At 68.4% G+C, this 15,115-nt stretch carries 13 protein-coding genes; 9 read left to right on the top strand and 4 right to left on the bottom strand.

The window, feature by feature from the left end; translation table 11 throughout:
• Nucleotides 1–376 precede the first annotated feature (376 nt).
• The 4 genes from E3O19_RS15195 (at nucleotide 377) to E3O19_RS15180 (ending at nucleotide 6,175) form a co-directional block, all read left to right on the top strand.
• On the top strand, nucleotides 377–2,320 hold the full coding sequence (locus E3O19_RS15195) for a DUF2207 family protein (protein WP_134568988.1): 1,944 nt from the start codon (nucleotides 377–379) through the stop codon (nucleotides 2,318–2,320).
• Nucleotides 2,320–2,673, top strand: a complete 354-nt coding sequence (locus E3O19_RS15190) for a DUF6804 family protein (protein ID WP_241981414.1) — start codon at nucleotides 2,320–2,322, stop codon at nucleotides 2,671–2,673. Before E3O19_RS15195 ends, E3O19_RS15190 begins: the two co-directional genes overlap by 1 nt.
• Before the next feature lie 185 nt (nucleotides 2,674–2,858).
• On the top strand, nucleotides 2,859–5,039 hold the full coding sequence (locus E3O19_RS15185; RefSeq protein WP_134568986.1) for a DEAD/DEAH box helicase: 2,181 nt from the start codon (nucleotides 2,859–2,861) through the stop codon (nucleotides 5,037–5,039).
• A gap of 107 nt (nucleotides 5,040–5,146) precedes the next feature.
• Nucleotides 5,147–6,175: a 6-phosphofructokinase gene (locus E3O19_RS15180; RefSeq protein ID WP_134568984.1), complete on the top strand. Its 1,029-nt coding sequence runs from the start codon at nucleotides 5,147–5,149 to the stop codon at nucleotides 6,173–6,175.
• Between the two features lie 126 nt (nucleotides 6,176–6,301).
• Here E3O19_RS15180 and E3O19_RS15175 read toward each other — a convergent pair whose 3' ends face one another.
• Nucleotides 6,302–6,556: a mycoredoxin gene (locus tag E3O19_RS15175; protein WP_134568982.1), complete on the bottom strand. Its 255-nt coding sequence runs from the start codon at nucleotides 6,554–6,556 to the stop codon at nucleotides 6,302–6,304.
• Nucleotides 6,557–6,630: 74 nt separating this feature from the next.
• On the opposite strand from E3O19_RS15175, the gene E3O19_RS15170 reads away from it, so the two are divergent.
• The 3 genes from E3O19_RS15170 (at nucleotide 6,631) to E3O19_RS15160 (ending at nucleotide 8,736) form a co-directional block, all read left to right on the top strand.
• Nucleotides 6,631–7,101, top strand: a complete 471-nt coding sequence (locus E3O19_RS15170) for an 8-oxo-dGTP diphosphatase (protein ID WP_166804592.1) — start codon at nucleotides 6,631–6,633, stop codon at nucleotides 7,099–7,101.
• 115 nt (nucleotides 7,102–7,216) lie between these two features.
• Entirely contained in the window at nucleotides 7,217–8,407 is a 1,191-nt protein-coding gene (locus E3O19_RS15165; RefSeq protein WP_134568978.1) for an inorganic phosphate transporter, read from the top strand.
• The gene (locus tag E3O19_RS15160) at nucleotides 8,404–8,736 is read left to right on the top strand and encodes a peptidase (protein WP_134568976.1); all 333 of its coding nucleotides are present in this window, start codon (nucleotides 8,404–8,406) and stop codon (nucleotides 8,734–8,736) included. Before E3O19_RS15165 ends, E3O19_RS15160 begins: the two co-directional genes overlap by 4 nt.
• A gap of 44 nt (nucleotides 8,737–8,780) precedes the next feature.
• On the opposite strand, the gene E3O19_RS15155 is transcribed toward E3O19_RS15160, so the two are convergent.
• A complete protein-coding gene (locus E3O19_RS15155) occupies nucleotides 8,781–10,058 on the bottom strand; it encodes a uracil-xanthine permease family protein (RefSeq protein WP_134568974.1) in 1,278 nt (425 codons plus the stop codon).
• A gap of 59 nt (nucleotides 10,059–10,117) precedes the next feature.
• Between E3O19_RS15155 and E3O19_RS15150 the strand changes: the two genes are divergently transcribed.
• Both E3O19_RS15150 and E3O19_RS15145 read left to right on the top strand, forming a co-directional pair.
• Nucleotides 10,118–11,692, top strand: coding sequence for a carboxylesterase/lipase family protein (locus E3O19_RS15150; RefSeq protein WP_134568973.1), 1,575 nt, complete (start codon nucleotides 10,118–10,120; stop codon nucleotides 11,690–11,692).
• A gap of 90 nt (nucleotides 11,693–11,782) precedes the next feature.
• Nucleotides 11,783–13,264 carry an NCS2 family permease gene (locus E3O19_RS15145; RefSeq protein ID WP_134568971.1) on the top strand — a complete coding sequence of 494 codons (1,482 nt, stop codon included), beginning with the start codon at nucleotides 11,783–11,785 and terminating at the stop codon, nucleotides 13,262–13,264.
• A 203-nt stretch (nucleotides 13,265–13,467) separates the two neighbouring features.
• Here E3O19_RS15145 and E3O19_RS15140 read toward each other — a convergent pair whose 3' ends face one another.
• Together E3O19_RS15140 and E3O19_RS15135 are read right to left on the bottom strand one after the other, a co-directional pair.
• Nucleotides 13,468–14,214 (bottom strand): FadR/GntR family transcriptional regulator, encoded by a 747-nt coding sequence (locus E3O19_RS15140; protein ID WP_134568969.1) that lies wholly within the window; start codon nucleotides 14,212–14,214, stop codon nucleotides 13,468–13,470.
• 63 nt (nucleotides 14,215–14,277) lie between these two features.
• On the bottom strand, nucleotides 14,278–15,069 hold the full coding sequence (locus E3O19_RS15135) for a 3-oxoacyl-ACP reductase (RefSeq protein WP_134568967.1): 792 nt from the start codon (nucleotides 15,067–15,069) through the stop codon (nucleotides 14,278–14,280).
• Nucleotides 15,070–15,115 lie beyond the last annotated feature (46 nt).

Raw genomic sequence — 15,115 nt, 5'->3', positions numbered from 1 at the left:
TCGGGGTCGAACGGTGCCGGGATTGCCGCTCCTGCCGGGGCGGCTGTTGACTGCGGATCCAAGGCTCCTGCCATGCCCCCAGTATACGCCGAATCGAACAGAGAGTCGATACTTTGTCACCATTGTTTCTGCATGATATCGGTACTGTGTTCGATCTTTGCCGGTGGTGAACCCTACCGAAATCACGGTGCGGGTCTCGACAAGCTCGACCACCGGGGCCGGGTCTCCGGGGGTCGACCACCGGGACCGGGTCTCCAGAGGCTCGAACACGGGGACGGGCTCGACCACCGGGGCGGCATCGCCGGGGCGCCGGTGACCCTGTACCCCGGAGGGGTGCCGGCGGATTGGTCTGCGCGCCCTGAGTAGAGTTGGGGTCATGCGTCGACTGGTTCGCCTCCTCCTGGCCGGTTCGCTGGTGCTCGTGGTTTCCCTCTGCGCACTCGTGCTGCTCGGGATCCCGGCCTCATCACCGGCCAGTGCCTCGGTGCCAGGGCTGAGCACCGCTCCACGACCCGCGCCCGCTACCCTCCGCTCCGGCACCGACGATTTCACCTTCGATTCGTGGCACTCCGATTTCCGGCTCGGCCTCACCGGGGACGGTCATTCCAGCCTCACCACGACCGAGACGATCGTCGCCCGGTTCCCGGACTTCGACCAGAACCACGGTATTCGTCGCGCCATCCCGACCCACTACGACGGCCACCCGACCGGGCTCAGCCTGGTCAGCGTCACCGATGGGAACGGCACGCCCCTGGCCTCGGAGAGCGAAACGACCAGCGACAACGGACCGGAGTTCCTCACCGTCACCATCGCGGCCGACGACTTCGTGCACGGCGCGCAGACCTACGTGATCACCTACCGCCAGATCGACGTCACGCTCGTTCCTGACAATGCGAATGACGAGGAGTTCTACTGGGAGGTCAATGGCACAGGCTGGAACCAGCCGTTCGGCGACGTCTCGGCGACGCTGACCGTGGCGGCCGGGCTCGTGCCCAGGCTCACCGGCCGGACGGACTGTTACCAGGGCGGCATCGACTCGTCCGCCGCCTGCGCGGGCCTGGCCGGTTCGGCCGACCGAAGTCAGGTCACGGTGACCGCCGGCACCCTCGACCGGCACCAGGGACTGGCCGTGGCGGTGGGGTTCGAACCGGGTACCTTCGTGCCCAGGGACTCCTCTTTCACGGCGAACCCGTTCCCGAGCATCGGCCTCGGTGCGGCGCTGATCGGCCTGCTCGGGGCGATCGCGGCCTCCGTGCAGCGGGCCACCCGCTGGCGGAACGCACCGGGCCGCCCCACCATCATCGCCGAGTACCTGCCGCCTGCGGGCGTCAACCTGCTCCAGGCCGGTGACGTGTTCGCGGCATCCGCCAGGGCCATGACCGCCCTGTTGCTCTCCTTCGCCGTGCGTGGGAACGTGCGGGTGCTCGAGGGTGAAGGCAGGAGACATTACCTGCTCGAACTCCGGCACGCCAACGGCCTCGACCCGATCGAGCACGCGGTGCTCGCGACGCTCTTCCCGGGTCTCGCCCCTGGCACGCTTCGCGACCTGAAGGCGAAGGACACGGGGCTCACGACCACGCTCCTGGCCGAACAACGGTCCAATCGCAAACGGATGCTCGCCGACGGCCTCCGCGAGCACAAGGGTGGTTCAACCCGCCGCCGGCTGCTGCTCACGGCCGTGGTCAGCGCGGTGATCGCGGTTGTCGCGAGCATCATCGGTCTGGTCGGCGAGATCGGCGGAGGCTGGCCGGTGCTGGTCCTCGTGCTGGGCATCCTTTTCGCCGTGGTGGTGATGGCCACGGCTGGAAACGTGCGACCGCTCACCGCGGCCGGCTCCGAGCTGCGCGACTACCTCAAGGGTGTGAAGCTCTACATCGGCGTGGCAGAGGCCGACCGGCTGCGGGTGCTGCAGAGCCCCGTCGGCGCCCTCCGGTCGCCCTATCGGCCCGACCCGGCAGAGGTGCTGGCCGACGCCGGGCCGGACGCGGCCGCCCTGCCCGCCGGCGGGGCGGACCCGAACCGTCCACTGCAGGTGCTTAAACTTTATGAGCAGCTGCTGCCCTTCGCCGTGCTGTTCGGACAGGAAAAGGAGTGGTCCGTCGTGCTCACCGACTACTATCTGCGAAGCGGTACCCAGCCCGACTGGTATGCCGGCAGTGCCGGCTTCAACGCGGGCTACTTCGCGGCGGGAATCAGTTCGTTCGCCAGCTCGACCTCGGCCGCGTGGTCGGGAACGGCGTCGAGTTCCTCCAGTTCCGGCGGGGGCGGCGCAGGTTCCGTCGGCGGGGGCGGCGGCGGCGGCGGGGGAGGTGGCGTCTGATGGGCACTCCGGTTGCACCGTCCTTCACCAGGTCCGCGCTCGCGCCCGGCCTGCTCGGCGCCATGGCGCTGCTGGGCGGACTCGCCCTCCTGGATTCGTCCGGCTACATCGTGATCCGCTACGCGGTCAGCATCCTGGCCCTGATCATCTGCGTCTTCGTCTGGCAGGCGCGGTCCTGGTGGTGGCTGCTCCCGCTCGGCCCGATCGCGGTGCTCTGGAACCCGGTCTTCCTGATCGCCCTGCACGGGCAGGGCTGGGTATCGGCCCAGTTCGCGGCCGCGCTGGTCTTCATCGTCGTCGGCGTGCTCACCAAGGTGCCGGTGCAGCGGACCGGTGGTGCGGGCGTAGACTGAGGCAGCGCCTTGAAAGCCCGGTCACCGTCTCCACCGTGCCGCTCCACGAAAAATGTGAGCAGCACACATATGGTTGACGCGGTGTTCGATTCAGGGTTCGGCGTATCGATCGCACCGGTGTCCACGGATGCCGCACCACGACGAGCGCGGTTTCGTCTGCCGTGCTGCTGTGAAGTTGGAGAAGAATGGCATACACCCGCCACCAGGCCACAGGTTCAAACAACCGTGCCGCGGCCGGAGGCCGCGCCAGGCAGCGGCCCCGTTCCCGCGACGACGACGCGCCCATCATCCCCATCCTCGCCCGCAAGGTGCGCGAGGTGGAGGCGAAGGCGCAGGCCGGCGGCAAGCTCGGCCCGACCAACCGCACCAAGTACCAGGTCATCGCCCTGCTCATGCGCGAGGAACGCGCCAGGGTGAAGAGCGACAAGGAACTCACCGACGCGAACCGGGCTGAGCTGCTCAAACGCCTCGACGGCATCGCCCAGATCCTCGCGAAGACGGCCGCCCGCGACACCAGCCTGATCACGCTGCTCGAACCCGACGCCGGAGTTTCCACCGTCGCGCAGCGGTTCCGCCGTGACTGGTTGCTCGAATCCGGGGCCGAGCTCAGCCCCGACGAGCTCATCATCACCCGCGAACCGGAGGCCAAGCCGGAGATCGCCGAGAACCAGGTCGTCCCGCAGTCGGTAAAGGCCCGGCAGCTGGCGAACCCGTTCCTCGCCCCCGACTTCAGCGCGGCCCAGGCCCGTCCCGTCGTTTCCGCCCGCCGGCTCGCGAACTGGGAGCTCATCGGCCCCCTGTTCAAGTCCTTCGAATACGGGTCAGGCGGGCAGGCTGCCAGCATGGACCTGCCTGAGGCACCCAGGGTCGACCGGCTGTCGCCTCCCGCGATGGAGCTGATGCGCCACCAGACCCGGTTCGTGGAGAGCGCCCGCCTCGGCCACCGCAGCTACCTGCTCGCCGACGAGCCGGGGCTCGGGAAGACAGCGCAGAGCCTGCTCGCGGCATCCGTCGCCGGTGCCTACCCGTTGCTGGCCATCGTGCCCAACGTCGTCAAGATGAACTGGGTTCGCGAGGTGGAAATGTGGACTCCGCACCGCCGGGCCACCGTCATCCACGGCGACGGCCAAACCCTCGACGCGTTCGCCGACGTCGTGATCGTCAACTACGACGTGCTCGACCGGCACCGCACCTGGCTCGGCACGCTCGGTTTCAAGGGCATGGTCGTCGACGAGGCCCATTTCATCAAGAACCTGCAATCGCAGCGCTCCAAGCATGTGCTGGCCCTGGCCGACCAGATCCGCCGCCGCACGCCGGGCGGCAACCCGCTTCTGATGGCGCTGACCGGAACGCCCCTGATCAACGACGTCGACGACTTCCGCGCGATCTGGCAGTTCCTCGGCTGGATCGACGGCGACAAGCCCACCCCGAAACTCATGCAGCGCCTCGAAGCGACCGGGCTGACCCCCGCCGATCCGGGCTTCTACGCCGAGGCGCGAGCCGCCGTGATCGACATGGGCATCGTGCGCCGCCGCAAGATCGACGTCGCCGCCGACCTGCCCGCCAAGCGGATCGCCGACCTCCCGGTCGAACTCGACGACGATCTGGGCCGCTCCATCCGCCAGGCCGAACGCGAACTCGCCGCCCGCCTGGTCACCCGCTACAACGGACTGGTCACCGCCCGGCACCCCGGCGAGAAGAACCCGGTGCTCACCGAGGAGCAGCGCGCGGCGTTCATCCGCGCCGTCGCCCACGCGGAACTCGAGGAATCGAAGGGCCAGACCACGGGGGAGAACGTCTTCACCATGGTGCGCAAGATCGGCCAGGCCAAGGCCGGCCTCGCCGCGGACTACACCGTGCAACTCGCGCACTCGGTGGGCAAGGTCGTGTTCTTCGCCAAGCACATCGACGTGATGGATGCCGCCGAAGACATCTTTGCCAGGCGCGGCCTGCGCTCCGTGTCGCTGCGCGGCGACCAGAGCGCCCTGGCGCGCCAGGGCGCGATCGACTCGTTCAACAACGACCCCGGCGTCGCTGTGGTGGTCTGTTCGCTCTCCGCGGCCGGCGTCGGCGTGAACCTGCAGGCTGCCTCCAACGTCGTGCTCGCCGAGCTCAGCTGGACCGCCGCCGAACAGACGCAGGCCATCGACCGGGTGCACCGGATCGGCCAGGACGAGCCGGTCACCGCGTGGCGGATCATCGCGGCACACACCATTGACGCTCGCATCGCCGAATTGATCGGCAGCAAGCAGGGTCTCGCGGCCCGCGCGCTCGACGGGGCTGAGGACGAGATCTCGTCCGCCGACTCCGTTCAGGCCAGCGCATTGATCTATCTGCTCACCCAGGCACTTGATGGGGAGTTGTAGGAGCGTCCCTCACCGGCGCTGATTTGAAACGGGCCCGTTCCGGGACCATCATTAGAAGGCGGTGAAGGCGCCGACATGGTTAATCGTGCATGAAGGAGCTGTTACAAATGAAAATTGGTATTCTCACCAGCGGTGGAGACTGCCCAGGACTGAACGCTGTTATTCGCGGCTCCGTCCTTAAAGGCGTTCGCGTTCTCGATGCCGAGTTCGTCGGCATTCGGAACGGCTGGAAAGGCCTGGTAGAAGGCGACTTTATGACCCTGGACCGGCACAGCGTGCGCGGTCTCTCTCGCCAGGGCGGTACGATCCTCGGCAGTTCCCGTACGAACCCGTTCGAGGGCGATCGCGGCGGCCCCGTTAACATCCAGAAGACCATGGACGCGGAGGGCATCGACGCGATCATCGCGATCGGCGGCGAGGGCACCCTCACCGCGGCGCGTCGGCTGACGGATGCCGGGATCAAGATCGTCGGCGTCCCCAAGACGATCGACAACGACCTCGAGGCGACCGACTATTCGTTCGGGTTCAACACGGCCGTCGAAATCGCCACCGAGGCCATCGACCGCCTCCGTACCACCGCCGACTCGCACGGCCGCTGCATGATCGTCGAGGTCATGGGCCGCCACGTGGGCTGGATCGCCCTGCACGCCGGCATGGCCGGTGGGGCCCACGCCATTCTCATCCCCGAGCAGCCGCAGACCATCGACCAGATCTGCGAGTGGGTGCTGCACGTGCGTGACCGCGGCCGCGCACCCGTGCTCGTCGTCTCAGAGGGTTTCAAGCTCGCCGGCATGGACGAGGCGCTCTCCACCAAGGGCCTCGACGCGTTCAACCGCCCTCGCCTCGGCGGCATCAGCGAAATGATCGCCCCCATGGTCGAGGAACGCACGGGCATCGAAACCCGCGCGACCGTGCTCGGCCACACCCAGCGCGGTGGCGCCCCGTCGGCCTACGACCGGGTGCTCGCGACCCGCCTCGGCATGGCGGCCGTCGACGCCGTTTACGCCGGCCAGTGGGGATCAATGGTCTCGCTCCGCGGCACCGACATCGAGATCGTCAGCATCGCCGACGCCACCATCGGCCTGAAGACCGTCCCGCAGGCCCGCTACGACGAGGCAGCGGTCCTCTTCGGCTAGACCGGTCCGGGGTTCGTCCCCGGGGGGTCGTGCCTCGCCCTTTCCGATCGTCGGGAGGGCCGAGCCGCGGCCCTTCAGCCCGTTAACGGGCCGGGCGAACGGGTGTCGGCCGGCCGCCTCGGAGGTTCAGGCCAGTTTGGCCTGAACCTGCGCGAGCGACGGGTTCGTCGCCGCCGACCCGTCGGGAAACAACACGGTCGGCACGGTGCGGTTGCCGCCGTTGAGGCTCATCACGAGCTCGGAGGTGCCGTCGACCTCTTCGACGTTCACCTCGGTGTAGCTGATCCCGACCCGGTCGAGCTGGGACTTCAGACGCGAGCAGTATCCGCACCAGGTCGTCGTGAACATGGTGATGGTTCCGGATGCGGGCACGAAGTTCATCCCCGAAGCCTAACAAGGTACGGCCCGACAGTGCACCGGCCCCGATGCGGCCCGCCGCCGGTACCATGGGGTTCATGGCTCTTCCCCAGGTGTGCGTCTGCTACCTCACCCGCTGGAGCGACGGGACCCTCCAGGTGCTGCTCGGCCGCAAGAAGAAGGGCCTCGGCCTCGGAAACATCGTCGGGCTCGGCGGCAAACTCGAGGCGGGGGAAACCCCCGTGCAGGCAATGGTCCGCGAAATCGAGGAGGAGTCCGGCCTGTCGGTCGCCGAAGCCGACCTGTCGCCCCGCGGTGTGCTCACCTATCTCTTCCCATACCGGGAGGCGTGGAGCCAGGAATCCACCGTCTTCGTGTGCGCAGAGTGGGAGGGGATTCCGCGCGAGTCCGACGAGCTGGATCCCGAGTGGTTCGACGTGGCGGCGTTGCCCGTGGACGAAATGTGGGACGACGCCCGGCATTGGCTGCCCGGGGTGCTCACCGGGACCCAGGTGCGCGCCACCTTCACCTTCGGCGAGGACCTCGCGACGGTGGTCGAGCGGAGCTGAATTGACCTGCCTGCCCCAGGCTGTCAGGATCAGGTGAGAAGCTTGATCGCACGGCCTCCCGGGGGACGCGAACGGATTCGGCACTCCAATTCCTAGAGAGTCATGAGAGACGCCGGTGGATTTCACCCTGATCGTTGTGCTGGTCATCGCACTGGCCCTGGTTTTCGACTTCACCAACGGGTTCCATGACACCGCGAACGCGATGGCAACCCCGATCGCGACCGGTGCCATGCGGCCCAAGGTGGCCGTCGGACTGGCGGCCGTGCTCAACCTCGTTGGCGCATTCCTCTCCACCGAGGTGGCGAAGACCGTGTCGGGTGGAATCATCCGTGAGGGCGACGGCGGGGTGCAGATCACCCCGGAGATCATCTTCGCCGGCCTGATCGGCGCCATCGTCTGGAACCTGATCACCTGGCTGCGCGGTCTGCCGTCCAGTTCCAGCCACGCCCTCTTCGGCGGTCTGATCGGCGCGGCGATCATCGGGATCGGCTTCCATTCCGTGGACTACAACGTAGTCCTGGCCAAGGTGATCCTACCCGCGCTGATCGCGCCGCTCACTGTCGGGGTGGTCGCGTTCATCGCCACCAGGCTCGCCTACTTCATCACCCGGCGCGACACCGGCCGCGCGGACGGCCGGGGCGGCTTCCGCTACGCCCAGATCTTCTCCTCCTCGCTCGTCGCCCTCTCGCACGGCACCAATGACGCGCAGAAGACGATGGGCGTGATCACGCTCACCCTGATCGCCGGTGGCGTGCAGTCGGTCGGCAGCGGACCCCAGCTCTGGGTGATCGTCGTCTGCGCCCTGGCCATCGCGATCGGCACCTACACCGGCGGCTGGCGGATCATCCGCACCATGGGCCGAGGTCTGACCGACGTCAAGCCGGCTCAGGGCTTTGCCGCCGAGACCAGCACCGCGGCGACCATCCTCGCCTCCAGCCAGCTCGGTTTCGCCCTCTCCACCACGCAGGTGGCCTCCGGGTCGGTGATCGGTTCCGGTCTCGGCCGTCGCGGCGCCACCGTGCGCTGGGGGATGGCCGGCCAGATCGCGCTCGGCTGGGTGCTCACCCTGCCTGCCTCGGCCATCATGGGTGCCTTCGCCGCCGGTTTCGCACTGCTCGGCCCGGTCGGAATCGTGATCGACCTGCTCCTCGGCTCGCTCGTCGTCGCGCTCCTGTTCCGACGTGCCCAGCGCAGCCGCATCTCGCACGACAACCTGCACGACATCGACGACGCCGGCCGCGTCGTCAAGATCCGCAAGACACCGCGCAAGATCGCGCGCCGGGACCGGAAGAGGGTCGCGCTGTGATCGACTGGGCAGCATTCGTCGTCGTCGCCGGGGCATCGCTCCTCGGTTCCGTGGTCGTGGTGAGTCTGTACTCGCTCGGCCTCCGGCTGCTGACCAGTGCCGGCCGAGCCCTCGTCGTGGACCCCCAGTCATTCACCGGGGCGATCACCATCCTGACCCCGAAGCGGGCAGCCAAGGAAGCCAAACGGGCACGGAAGACGGCGTCGGCGAATCCGCTGACCGTGGTCCAGAAACGCCTCGCCCTGGTTGGCGCGTACAGCTGCTTCGTGCTCTGCGTCGGCGCGGCGCTCTACGGCGTCTACCTGATCGTGCCGGCGCTGCACCGGTAAACGGCGCTGCGCGCCTCCCGCCGGTGCTGCGAAAGGTGGCAGTCCTACCGGTCAGTGCGGCGCAGCCGGCCGACCCAGCTCATCAGGTGGTAGATCACGATAGCGGCGATCGTGCCCAGGGCGATCCCGTTGAAGCTGAGGGACCCGATGGTGAAGGTGTAGTCGGCGATGCCGATGATCAGCGCCGTCGCGGCGGTGAATTGGTTGACCGGACGGCCGAAGTCCACCTTGTTGTCGAGCCAGATCTTCACGCCGATGATGCCGATCAGGCCGTAGAGCGCGGTGGTGACCCCGCCGAGCACCCCGGCTGGAATCGTGTTGATCACGGCGCCGACCTTGGGTGAGAGTCCGAGCAGGACGGCGACGAAGCCGGCCACCCAGTAGGCGGCGGTGGAGTAGATCCGGGTCGCGGCCATCACGCCGATGTTCTCGCCGTAGGTGGTGGTCCCCGACCCACCACTGAACCCGGCGAGCATGGTGGCCAGGCCGTCGGCCATCAGGGCGCGGCCGGTGTACCGGTTCACCTTCGCATCGGTCATCTGGGCGACGCCCTTGATATGGCCCACGTTCTCGGCCACCAGCACCAGCACGACGGGCAGGAAAGCGGGCAGGAGGCCGAACACGGCCGGGTTCTCGAACGGGTTCGCCGGGCCGGTGAACTGGGGCAGGCCGAACCAGGGTGCCGCTGCCACCTTGCCGAAGTCGACCTCGCCGAACGCCACAGCGGCCAGGTAGCCGATGACGACGCCGATGAAGATCGAGAGCCGGCCGAGGATGCCGCTGAACAGCACGGTGGACAGGATGACGGCGACGAGCGTGATGATCGCGGTCATTGGAGCGGCGGCAAAATTGCTCTTTGCGACCGGGGCCAGGTTGAAGCCGATCAGGGCCACGATCGCACCCGACACGACGGGCGGCATCAGGGTGTCGATCCAGCCGGTCCCGGTGAGCTGCACAGTCAGTCCGATGACGGCCAGCAGGAATCCGACGACGACGATGCCGAAGAGGGCGCTGCCCATCCCCGCCGTGGCCGTCGCGGCGGTGATCGGCGCGATGAACGCGAAGGAAGAGCCGAGGTAGCTGGGCAGCCTGTTGCGCGTGATCACGAGGAACAGCAGGGTGCCGATGCCCGAGAAGAGGAGCGTCGTGCTCGGCGGGAACCCGGTGAGCAGCGGCACGAGGAAGGTGGCCCCGAACATCGCCACCACGTGCTGGGCGCCGATCCCGATGGTCAACGGCCAGTTCAGGCGTTCTCCCGGGCCGACCACGTCCTGTACTCCGACCGTTTTTCCGTCGCCGTGCAGGGTCCAGGGCAGTGCCATGTGTTTCTCGTTTCTGTCTAACGTCACTTGCGATCGTAGTGAAGAATTAGGATCGGACGGTGACCCGACCCGTGCAGACCACCCGCGAAGACACGCTCGACGTTGTGATTTCAACCGGCACGGTGCGGGGGATCCGGGAGCGCGGCGTGCGGGCCTGGCGTGGCATCCCCTACGCAGCGGCGCCGGAGGGTACGCTCCGCTTCCGGGCGCCGCAGCCTGCCCCTGCCTGGCCGGGCGTGCGCGACGCGCGGCGCTGGGGGCCGGTTTCGCCGCAGAGCCACCGCGGCCAGTTCATCGGGGCCCACCCGAGGATCCCGCAGGGTGAGGACTGCCTGAACCTCAACGTGATCGCCCCGGACATCCCCGTTGACCCGGACGATCTCCGGCCGGTGATGGTCTTCATCCACGGCGGCGCCTACAGCGTGGGTTCCTCCCGCGAGGTGCCCAGGCAGGGCGAGGGGCTCGTGCGCCGCGGCGGGGTGCTCTACGTCAGCCTGAACTATCGCCTGGGCGCGCTCGGCTACCTCGACTTCAGCCGGTACGGCAGCGGGGAACGCCCGTTCGAGAGCAATCTCGGCCTTCGCGACCAGGTTGCGGCCCTAACCTGGGTGCGCGAGAACATCCGCCGGTTCGGCGGCGACCCGGATGCCGTCACCCTGTTCGGCGAATCGGCCGGCGGCAACGCCGTGACGACCCTGATGACCGTACCGAGCGCCGCCGGTTTGTTTCAGCGCGCGATTGCGCAGAGCGCCCCGCCGAACGCCGTCTACCTGCCTGAGCAGTCCGGGGAATGGGCCCGCGACTTCGTCGAGATCCTCCGCCGCGCCACCGGAGCGGACACGGGCGCCGCCGTGGCCGATGGAGCAGCCGCCGACGCCGCCTCCCTGCTCCTCGCCGTCGATCCGGCCGTGCTCGCGGCCGCGACCACCGAACTCACCCTGCGCGCCCCCGACCGGTACCCCGGCACCATCCCGCTGTCACCGGTAATCGACGGCACGTTCCTGCCCGAACGGCCGCTCGACGCGTTCCGGGACGGCCGCGCCCACCGGATTCCCCTGATCATCGGCACGAACGCCAGGGAGGGTTCGCTGTTCAGCGGCCGGATCGACATCCTGGCGACCAACCCGAAACGGATCAGCGCGATCTTCGTCAACACCAAGAAGAAGGCCCGTCGGGCGCTCAAGGCGCAGTACCCGGGCATCCCCGCGCTGCGGCCCGCGCTCGACTTCGGCGGCGACTTCTCGTTCTGGTATCCCAGCGTCAAGGTCGGGGAGCGGCATTCCCGGTACGCGCCGGTCTACTTCTACCGCTTCGACGCGGCGCCACGGCTGGTGCGGCTGCTCGGCCTCGACGCCACGCACGGTCTGGAACTCTTCCCCCTCTTCGACCGGCTCGACGGCTGGTTCGGCCGGTCGATGACCGCGCTCGGTGGCCGCCGGGCGTTCGCGGCGATCGGCGTGAGAATGCAGCGCTGGTGGCTCGCCTTCGCCGCCACGGGGGAGCCGGATGCGGCGTGGCCACCCTACGACGAGGCCGGCCGCCGCACGCTCATCATCGACGCCGCCGACCGGGTCGAATCCGATCCGCTCGGCGACCGCCGGGTCGCCTGGGGCAAGTTCGTACCCCACGTCTGACCCCTGCACGGGGCAGCGTCCGGCACGCGTTCCCGATGGCCGTAAACTAGGGAACTGAAAATACGCTGAGTCGGACACCAGGAGCACACCATTTCTGCAACAGAGACCCACACATCAACCGAGTCCACCCCGAAGCCGGGCGCAAAGACCAGGCTCGACCGCTACTTCGAGATCACGGGCCGCGGTTCCACCTGGGGCCGGGAGATCCGCGGCGGACTGGTCACGTTCGTCACGATGGCGTACATCGTCATCCTGAACCCGCTCATCCTCGGTGGTTTCAGCGCCGACCAGGCCTCGGTCGACGTTGTCGGCGGCTGGCTTCCCAATGCGCAGGTCGCGGCCGTCACCGCCCTCACGGCCGGCGTCATGACGATCCTCTTCGGAGTGATCGCCCGGCTGCCGTTCGGTTTCGCCGCCGGCCTCGGCATCAACTCCTTCCTCGCAGTCAGCGTCGTCGGCCAGGTCACCTGGCCAGAGGCGATGGGCCTCGTGCTGATCAACGGGCTCATCATCGTGCTGCTCGCCTCCACCGGGCTGCGGGAACTCATCTTCAACGCGGTCCCGCGCCAGCTCAAGATCGCCATCACCGTGGGCATCGGCCTGTTCATCGCCTTCATCGGCCTGGTCGACTCCGGCTTCGTGCGCTCCAGCGGCACGGCCTCCCCGCCGGTGCAGCTCGGCGACAACGGCTCGATCGTCAGCCTGCCCACGACCGTGTTCGTGATCGGCCTGATCATCCTCGGCATCCTGGTCGCCCGCAAGGTGAAGGCCGCGCTGCTGATCGGCATCCTCGGTACCACGATCATCGCCGTCATCCTCGAGGCCATCTTCAAGGTCGGCCCGTCGCTCGGCCAGAACCCCGACGGCTGGAACCTCAACGCGCCCGTGCTGCCGACCACCGTCGTCGCCCTGCCCGACCTCAGCCTGATTGGCCAGGTCAGCTTCGGCGCCTTTGACCGGATCGGCGTGCTCGCCGCGATGATGCTGGTCTTCACCCTCGTCTTCACGAACTTCTTCGACGCGATGGGCACCATGACCGGACTCGCCAACGAGGCCGGGCTCGCCGACGAGAAGGGCAACTTCCCCCGGCTCAAGTCCGCGCTGATCGTCGAGGGCGTCGGCGCCGTCCTGGGCGGGGCCACCTCCGGCTCGTCCAATACCGTGTTCATCGAATCCGGCGCCGGCATCGGCGAGGGCGCCCGCACCGGCCTGGCCAACGTTGTCACCGGAACGCTGTTCCTGGCCGCGATGTTCTTCACCCCGCTCACCCAGATCGTGCCGCTCGAGGTGGCCGCGGCCGCCCTCGTGATCGTCGGGGCGATGATGGTGTCGCAGATCCGCTTCATCGACTTCTCGGAGTTCTCGATCGTCTTCCCGGTGTTCCTCACGATCATCGTGATGCCGCTCACCTACTCGATCGCCAATGGCATCGGCGCGGGCTTCATCAGCTGGGTGCTGGTGCGCTCCTTCTCCGGCAAGGGCAAGGAGATCAGCCCTCTGCTCTGGATCGTCGCGGCGGGGTTCCTGGTCTACTTCGTCCGCGGGCCGATCCAGGCGTTGCTCGGCGCCTGATCGCCGGCATCCTCGCTCTTGGCCGGTAACCGCCGGCTCGCACAGTGGCGCTGTGGGGCATCATGTTCCACGCGGTGATGCCGGCCTGCCCTCATCGTCGTGCGGGTCATGCTCGGGTTCGGCCTCGCGTCGCTGCCGTTCACCTTCGCGTTCCAGGCCGGGCTGCAGACCGGCGGGTTGCCGGCCGGCCGGCAGGTCGCCGGTCATGCCAGGAAGCCGCGCAGGAGCAGGGCCGTGCCGGCCAGGTGCTCCGTCATCGCCTGCGCGGCCGCATCCGCCCGGCCGGTCAGGATGGCCGTGACGATCTGCTCGTGCTGCAGATCCGAGTGGGCGATGTTGGGTCCGAGTGACGGGATGTGATCGAGCAGCTCGTTCACCCGCATCCGCACCTCCGCCAGCAACGGTACGAGCGACGGGGATCCGGCCAGTTCGCCGATGGTCAGGTGCAGCCGGGAATCCAACCGGCGGTAGTCCTCGCCGACCGCCCCGATCGAGTCGCTCAGGCTCTTCCAGAGCACCTCCCGCTCGCCCGGCGTCAGGGCGCGGCCGGCCGCGTGCCGAGCAGCGCCGACCTCGAGGATCTCACGCAGCGCCAGGGCGTCCTCGATCTCCGCCGCGCCGATCTCGCGCCTGGCCACCAGCTCGCCGCCGGCGTCGACCCCCGGGGTCTGGCGCGGCAGCTCGTCGCTGACGAAGGTGCCGCCATAGCGGCCGCGCCGGGAGACGAGGTAGCCCGCCTCCGCGAGGGCGGCGATCGCATCCCGCAGGGTGTCCCGGCTCACCGCCAGCATGGCGGAGAGCTCCCGTTCGGCCGGCAGCCGCTCACCCGGGGCGATCAGGCCCAGCCGCACGGTCTGCAGCAGCCGTTGCACGGTCTCCTCGAACGCGTTGCCGCTGTGCACGGGGCGCAGCAGTAGCCCGCTGTCCAGGCCCGGCTGGTCGTCGATCATGGTCTCGTCCCTTGTCGCGCGTGTTCCCCGGTCACCCGAGCTTCAAGTCCACCACGTTCCGGCTCAGACCGGCGTCACATAGGCCGAGCTGATGCCGCCGTCGACCAGAAAGGTGGAGCCGGTGATGAAGGACGAGTCGTCGCTGGCCAGGAACGCGACAGCGGCCGCGAGTTCCTCCGGCTCCGCGAAGCGCCCGACCGGGATGTGCACGAGGCGCCTGGCGGCCCGCTCCGGGTCCTTCGCGAACAGCTCCTGCAGCAGCGGGGTGTTCACCGGCCCCGGGCAGAGCGCGTTCACCCGGATGCCCTGGCGGGCGAACTGCACGCCCAGCTCCCGGCTCATCGCGAGAACCCCGCCCTTCGAGGCGGTGTAGGAGATCTGGCTGGTCGCCGACCCGAGCACGGCAACGAACGAGGCCGTGTTGATGATCGACCCGCTGCCCTGCCTGACCATGTAGCGCAGCGCCGCCCGGCAACAGAGGTAGACGGATTTGAGGTTGACGTCCTGCACCTTCTGCCAGGCCGGCAGTTCGGTCGTCTCGATGGAGTCGTCGTCGGGCGGGGAGATCCCGGCGTTGTTGAAGGCCACGTCGACGGACCCGTAGGTGAGATAGGCGGTGTCGAAGAGCGCGTTGACCTCGTCCTCGTCGGTCACGTCGACCCGCACGAACAGGCCGTTGACGAGTTCGGCCGCCGTGAGGCCCGCCTTCTCGTCGAGGTCACCGATGACCACGGTGGCTCCCTCCGCGGCGAACCGCCGCGCGGTGGCCAGGCCGATGCCGCTCGCGCCGCCGGTGACGACGGCCACCTTGCCGGCGAGCCGCCTGGTCAGATCGATGGGGGTGATGCTGCTCATGGGTTGCTCCTTCGATGGGCTGTGACCGGGACCGCGGTTCACGGCT

The sequence above is a fragment of the Cryobacterium algoritolerans genome (genome assembly GCF_004402785.1).
GTDB lineage: Bacteria > Actinomycetota > Actinomycetes > Actinomycetales > Microbacteriaceae > Cryobacterium > Cryobacterium algoritolerans.
This window is presented reverse-complemented; position numbering and strand designations above follow the sequence as displayed.

What these genes read in the sequence shown, in the direction of transcription:
- E3O19_RS15185 (WP_134568986.1), top strand. Translation starts at nt 2,859, where the DNA reads ATGGCATACACCCGCCACCAGGCCACAGGTTCAAACAACCGTGCCGCG.
- E3O19_RS15155 (WP_134568974.1), bottom strand. Translation starts at nt 10,058, where the DNA reads ATGGCACTGCCCTGGACCCTGCACGGCGACGGAAAAACGGTCGGAGTA.
- E3O19_RS15140 (WP_134568969.1), bottom strand. Translation starts at nt 14,214, where the DNA reads ATGATCGACGACCAGCCGGGCCTGGACAGCGGGCTACTGCTGCGCCCC.
- E3O19_RS15135 (WP_134568967.1), bottom strand. Translation starts at nt 15,069, where the DNA reads ATGAGCAGCATCACCCCCATCGATCTGACCAGGCGGCTCGCCGGCAAG.
- E3O19_RS15190 (WP_241981414.1), top strand. Translation starts at nt 2,320, where the DNA reads ATGGGCACTCCGGTTGCACCGTCCTTCACCAGGTCCGCGCTCGCGCCC.
- E3O19_RS15175 (WP_134568982.1), bottom strand. Translation starts at nt 6,556, where the DNA reads ATGAACTTCGTGCCCGCATCCGGAACCATCACCATGTTCACGACGACC.
- E3O19_RS15180 (WP_134568984.1), top strand. Translation starts at nt 5,147, where the DNA reads ATGAAAATTGGTATTCTCACCAGCGGTGGAGACTGCCCAGGACTGAAC.
- E3O19_RS15170 (WP_166804592.1), top strand. Translation starts at nt 6,631, where the DNA reads ATGGCTCTTCCCCAGGTGTGCGTCTGCTACCTCACCCGCTGGAGCGAC.
- E3O19_RS15195 (WP_134568988.1), top strand. Translation starts at nt 377, where the DNA reads ATGCGTCGACTGGTTCGCCTCCTCCTGGCCGGTTCGCTGGTGCTCGTG.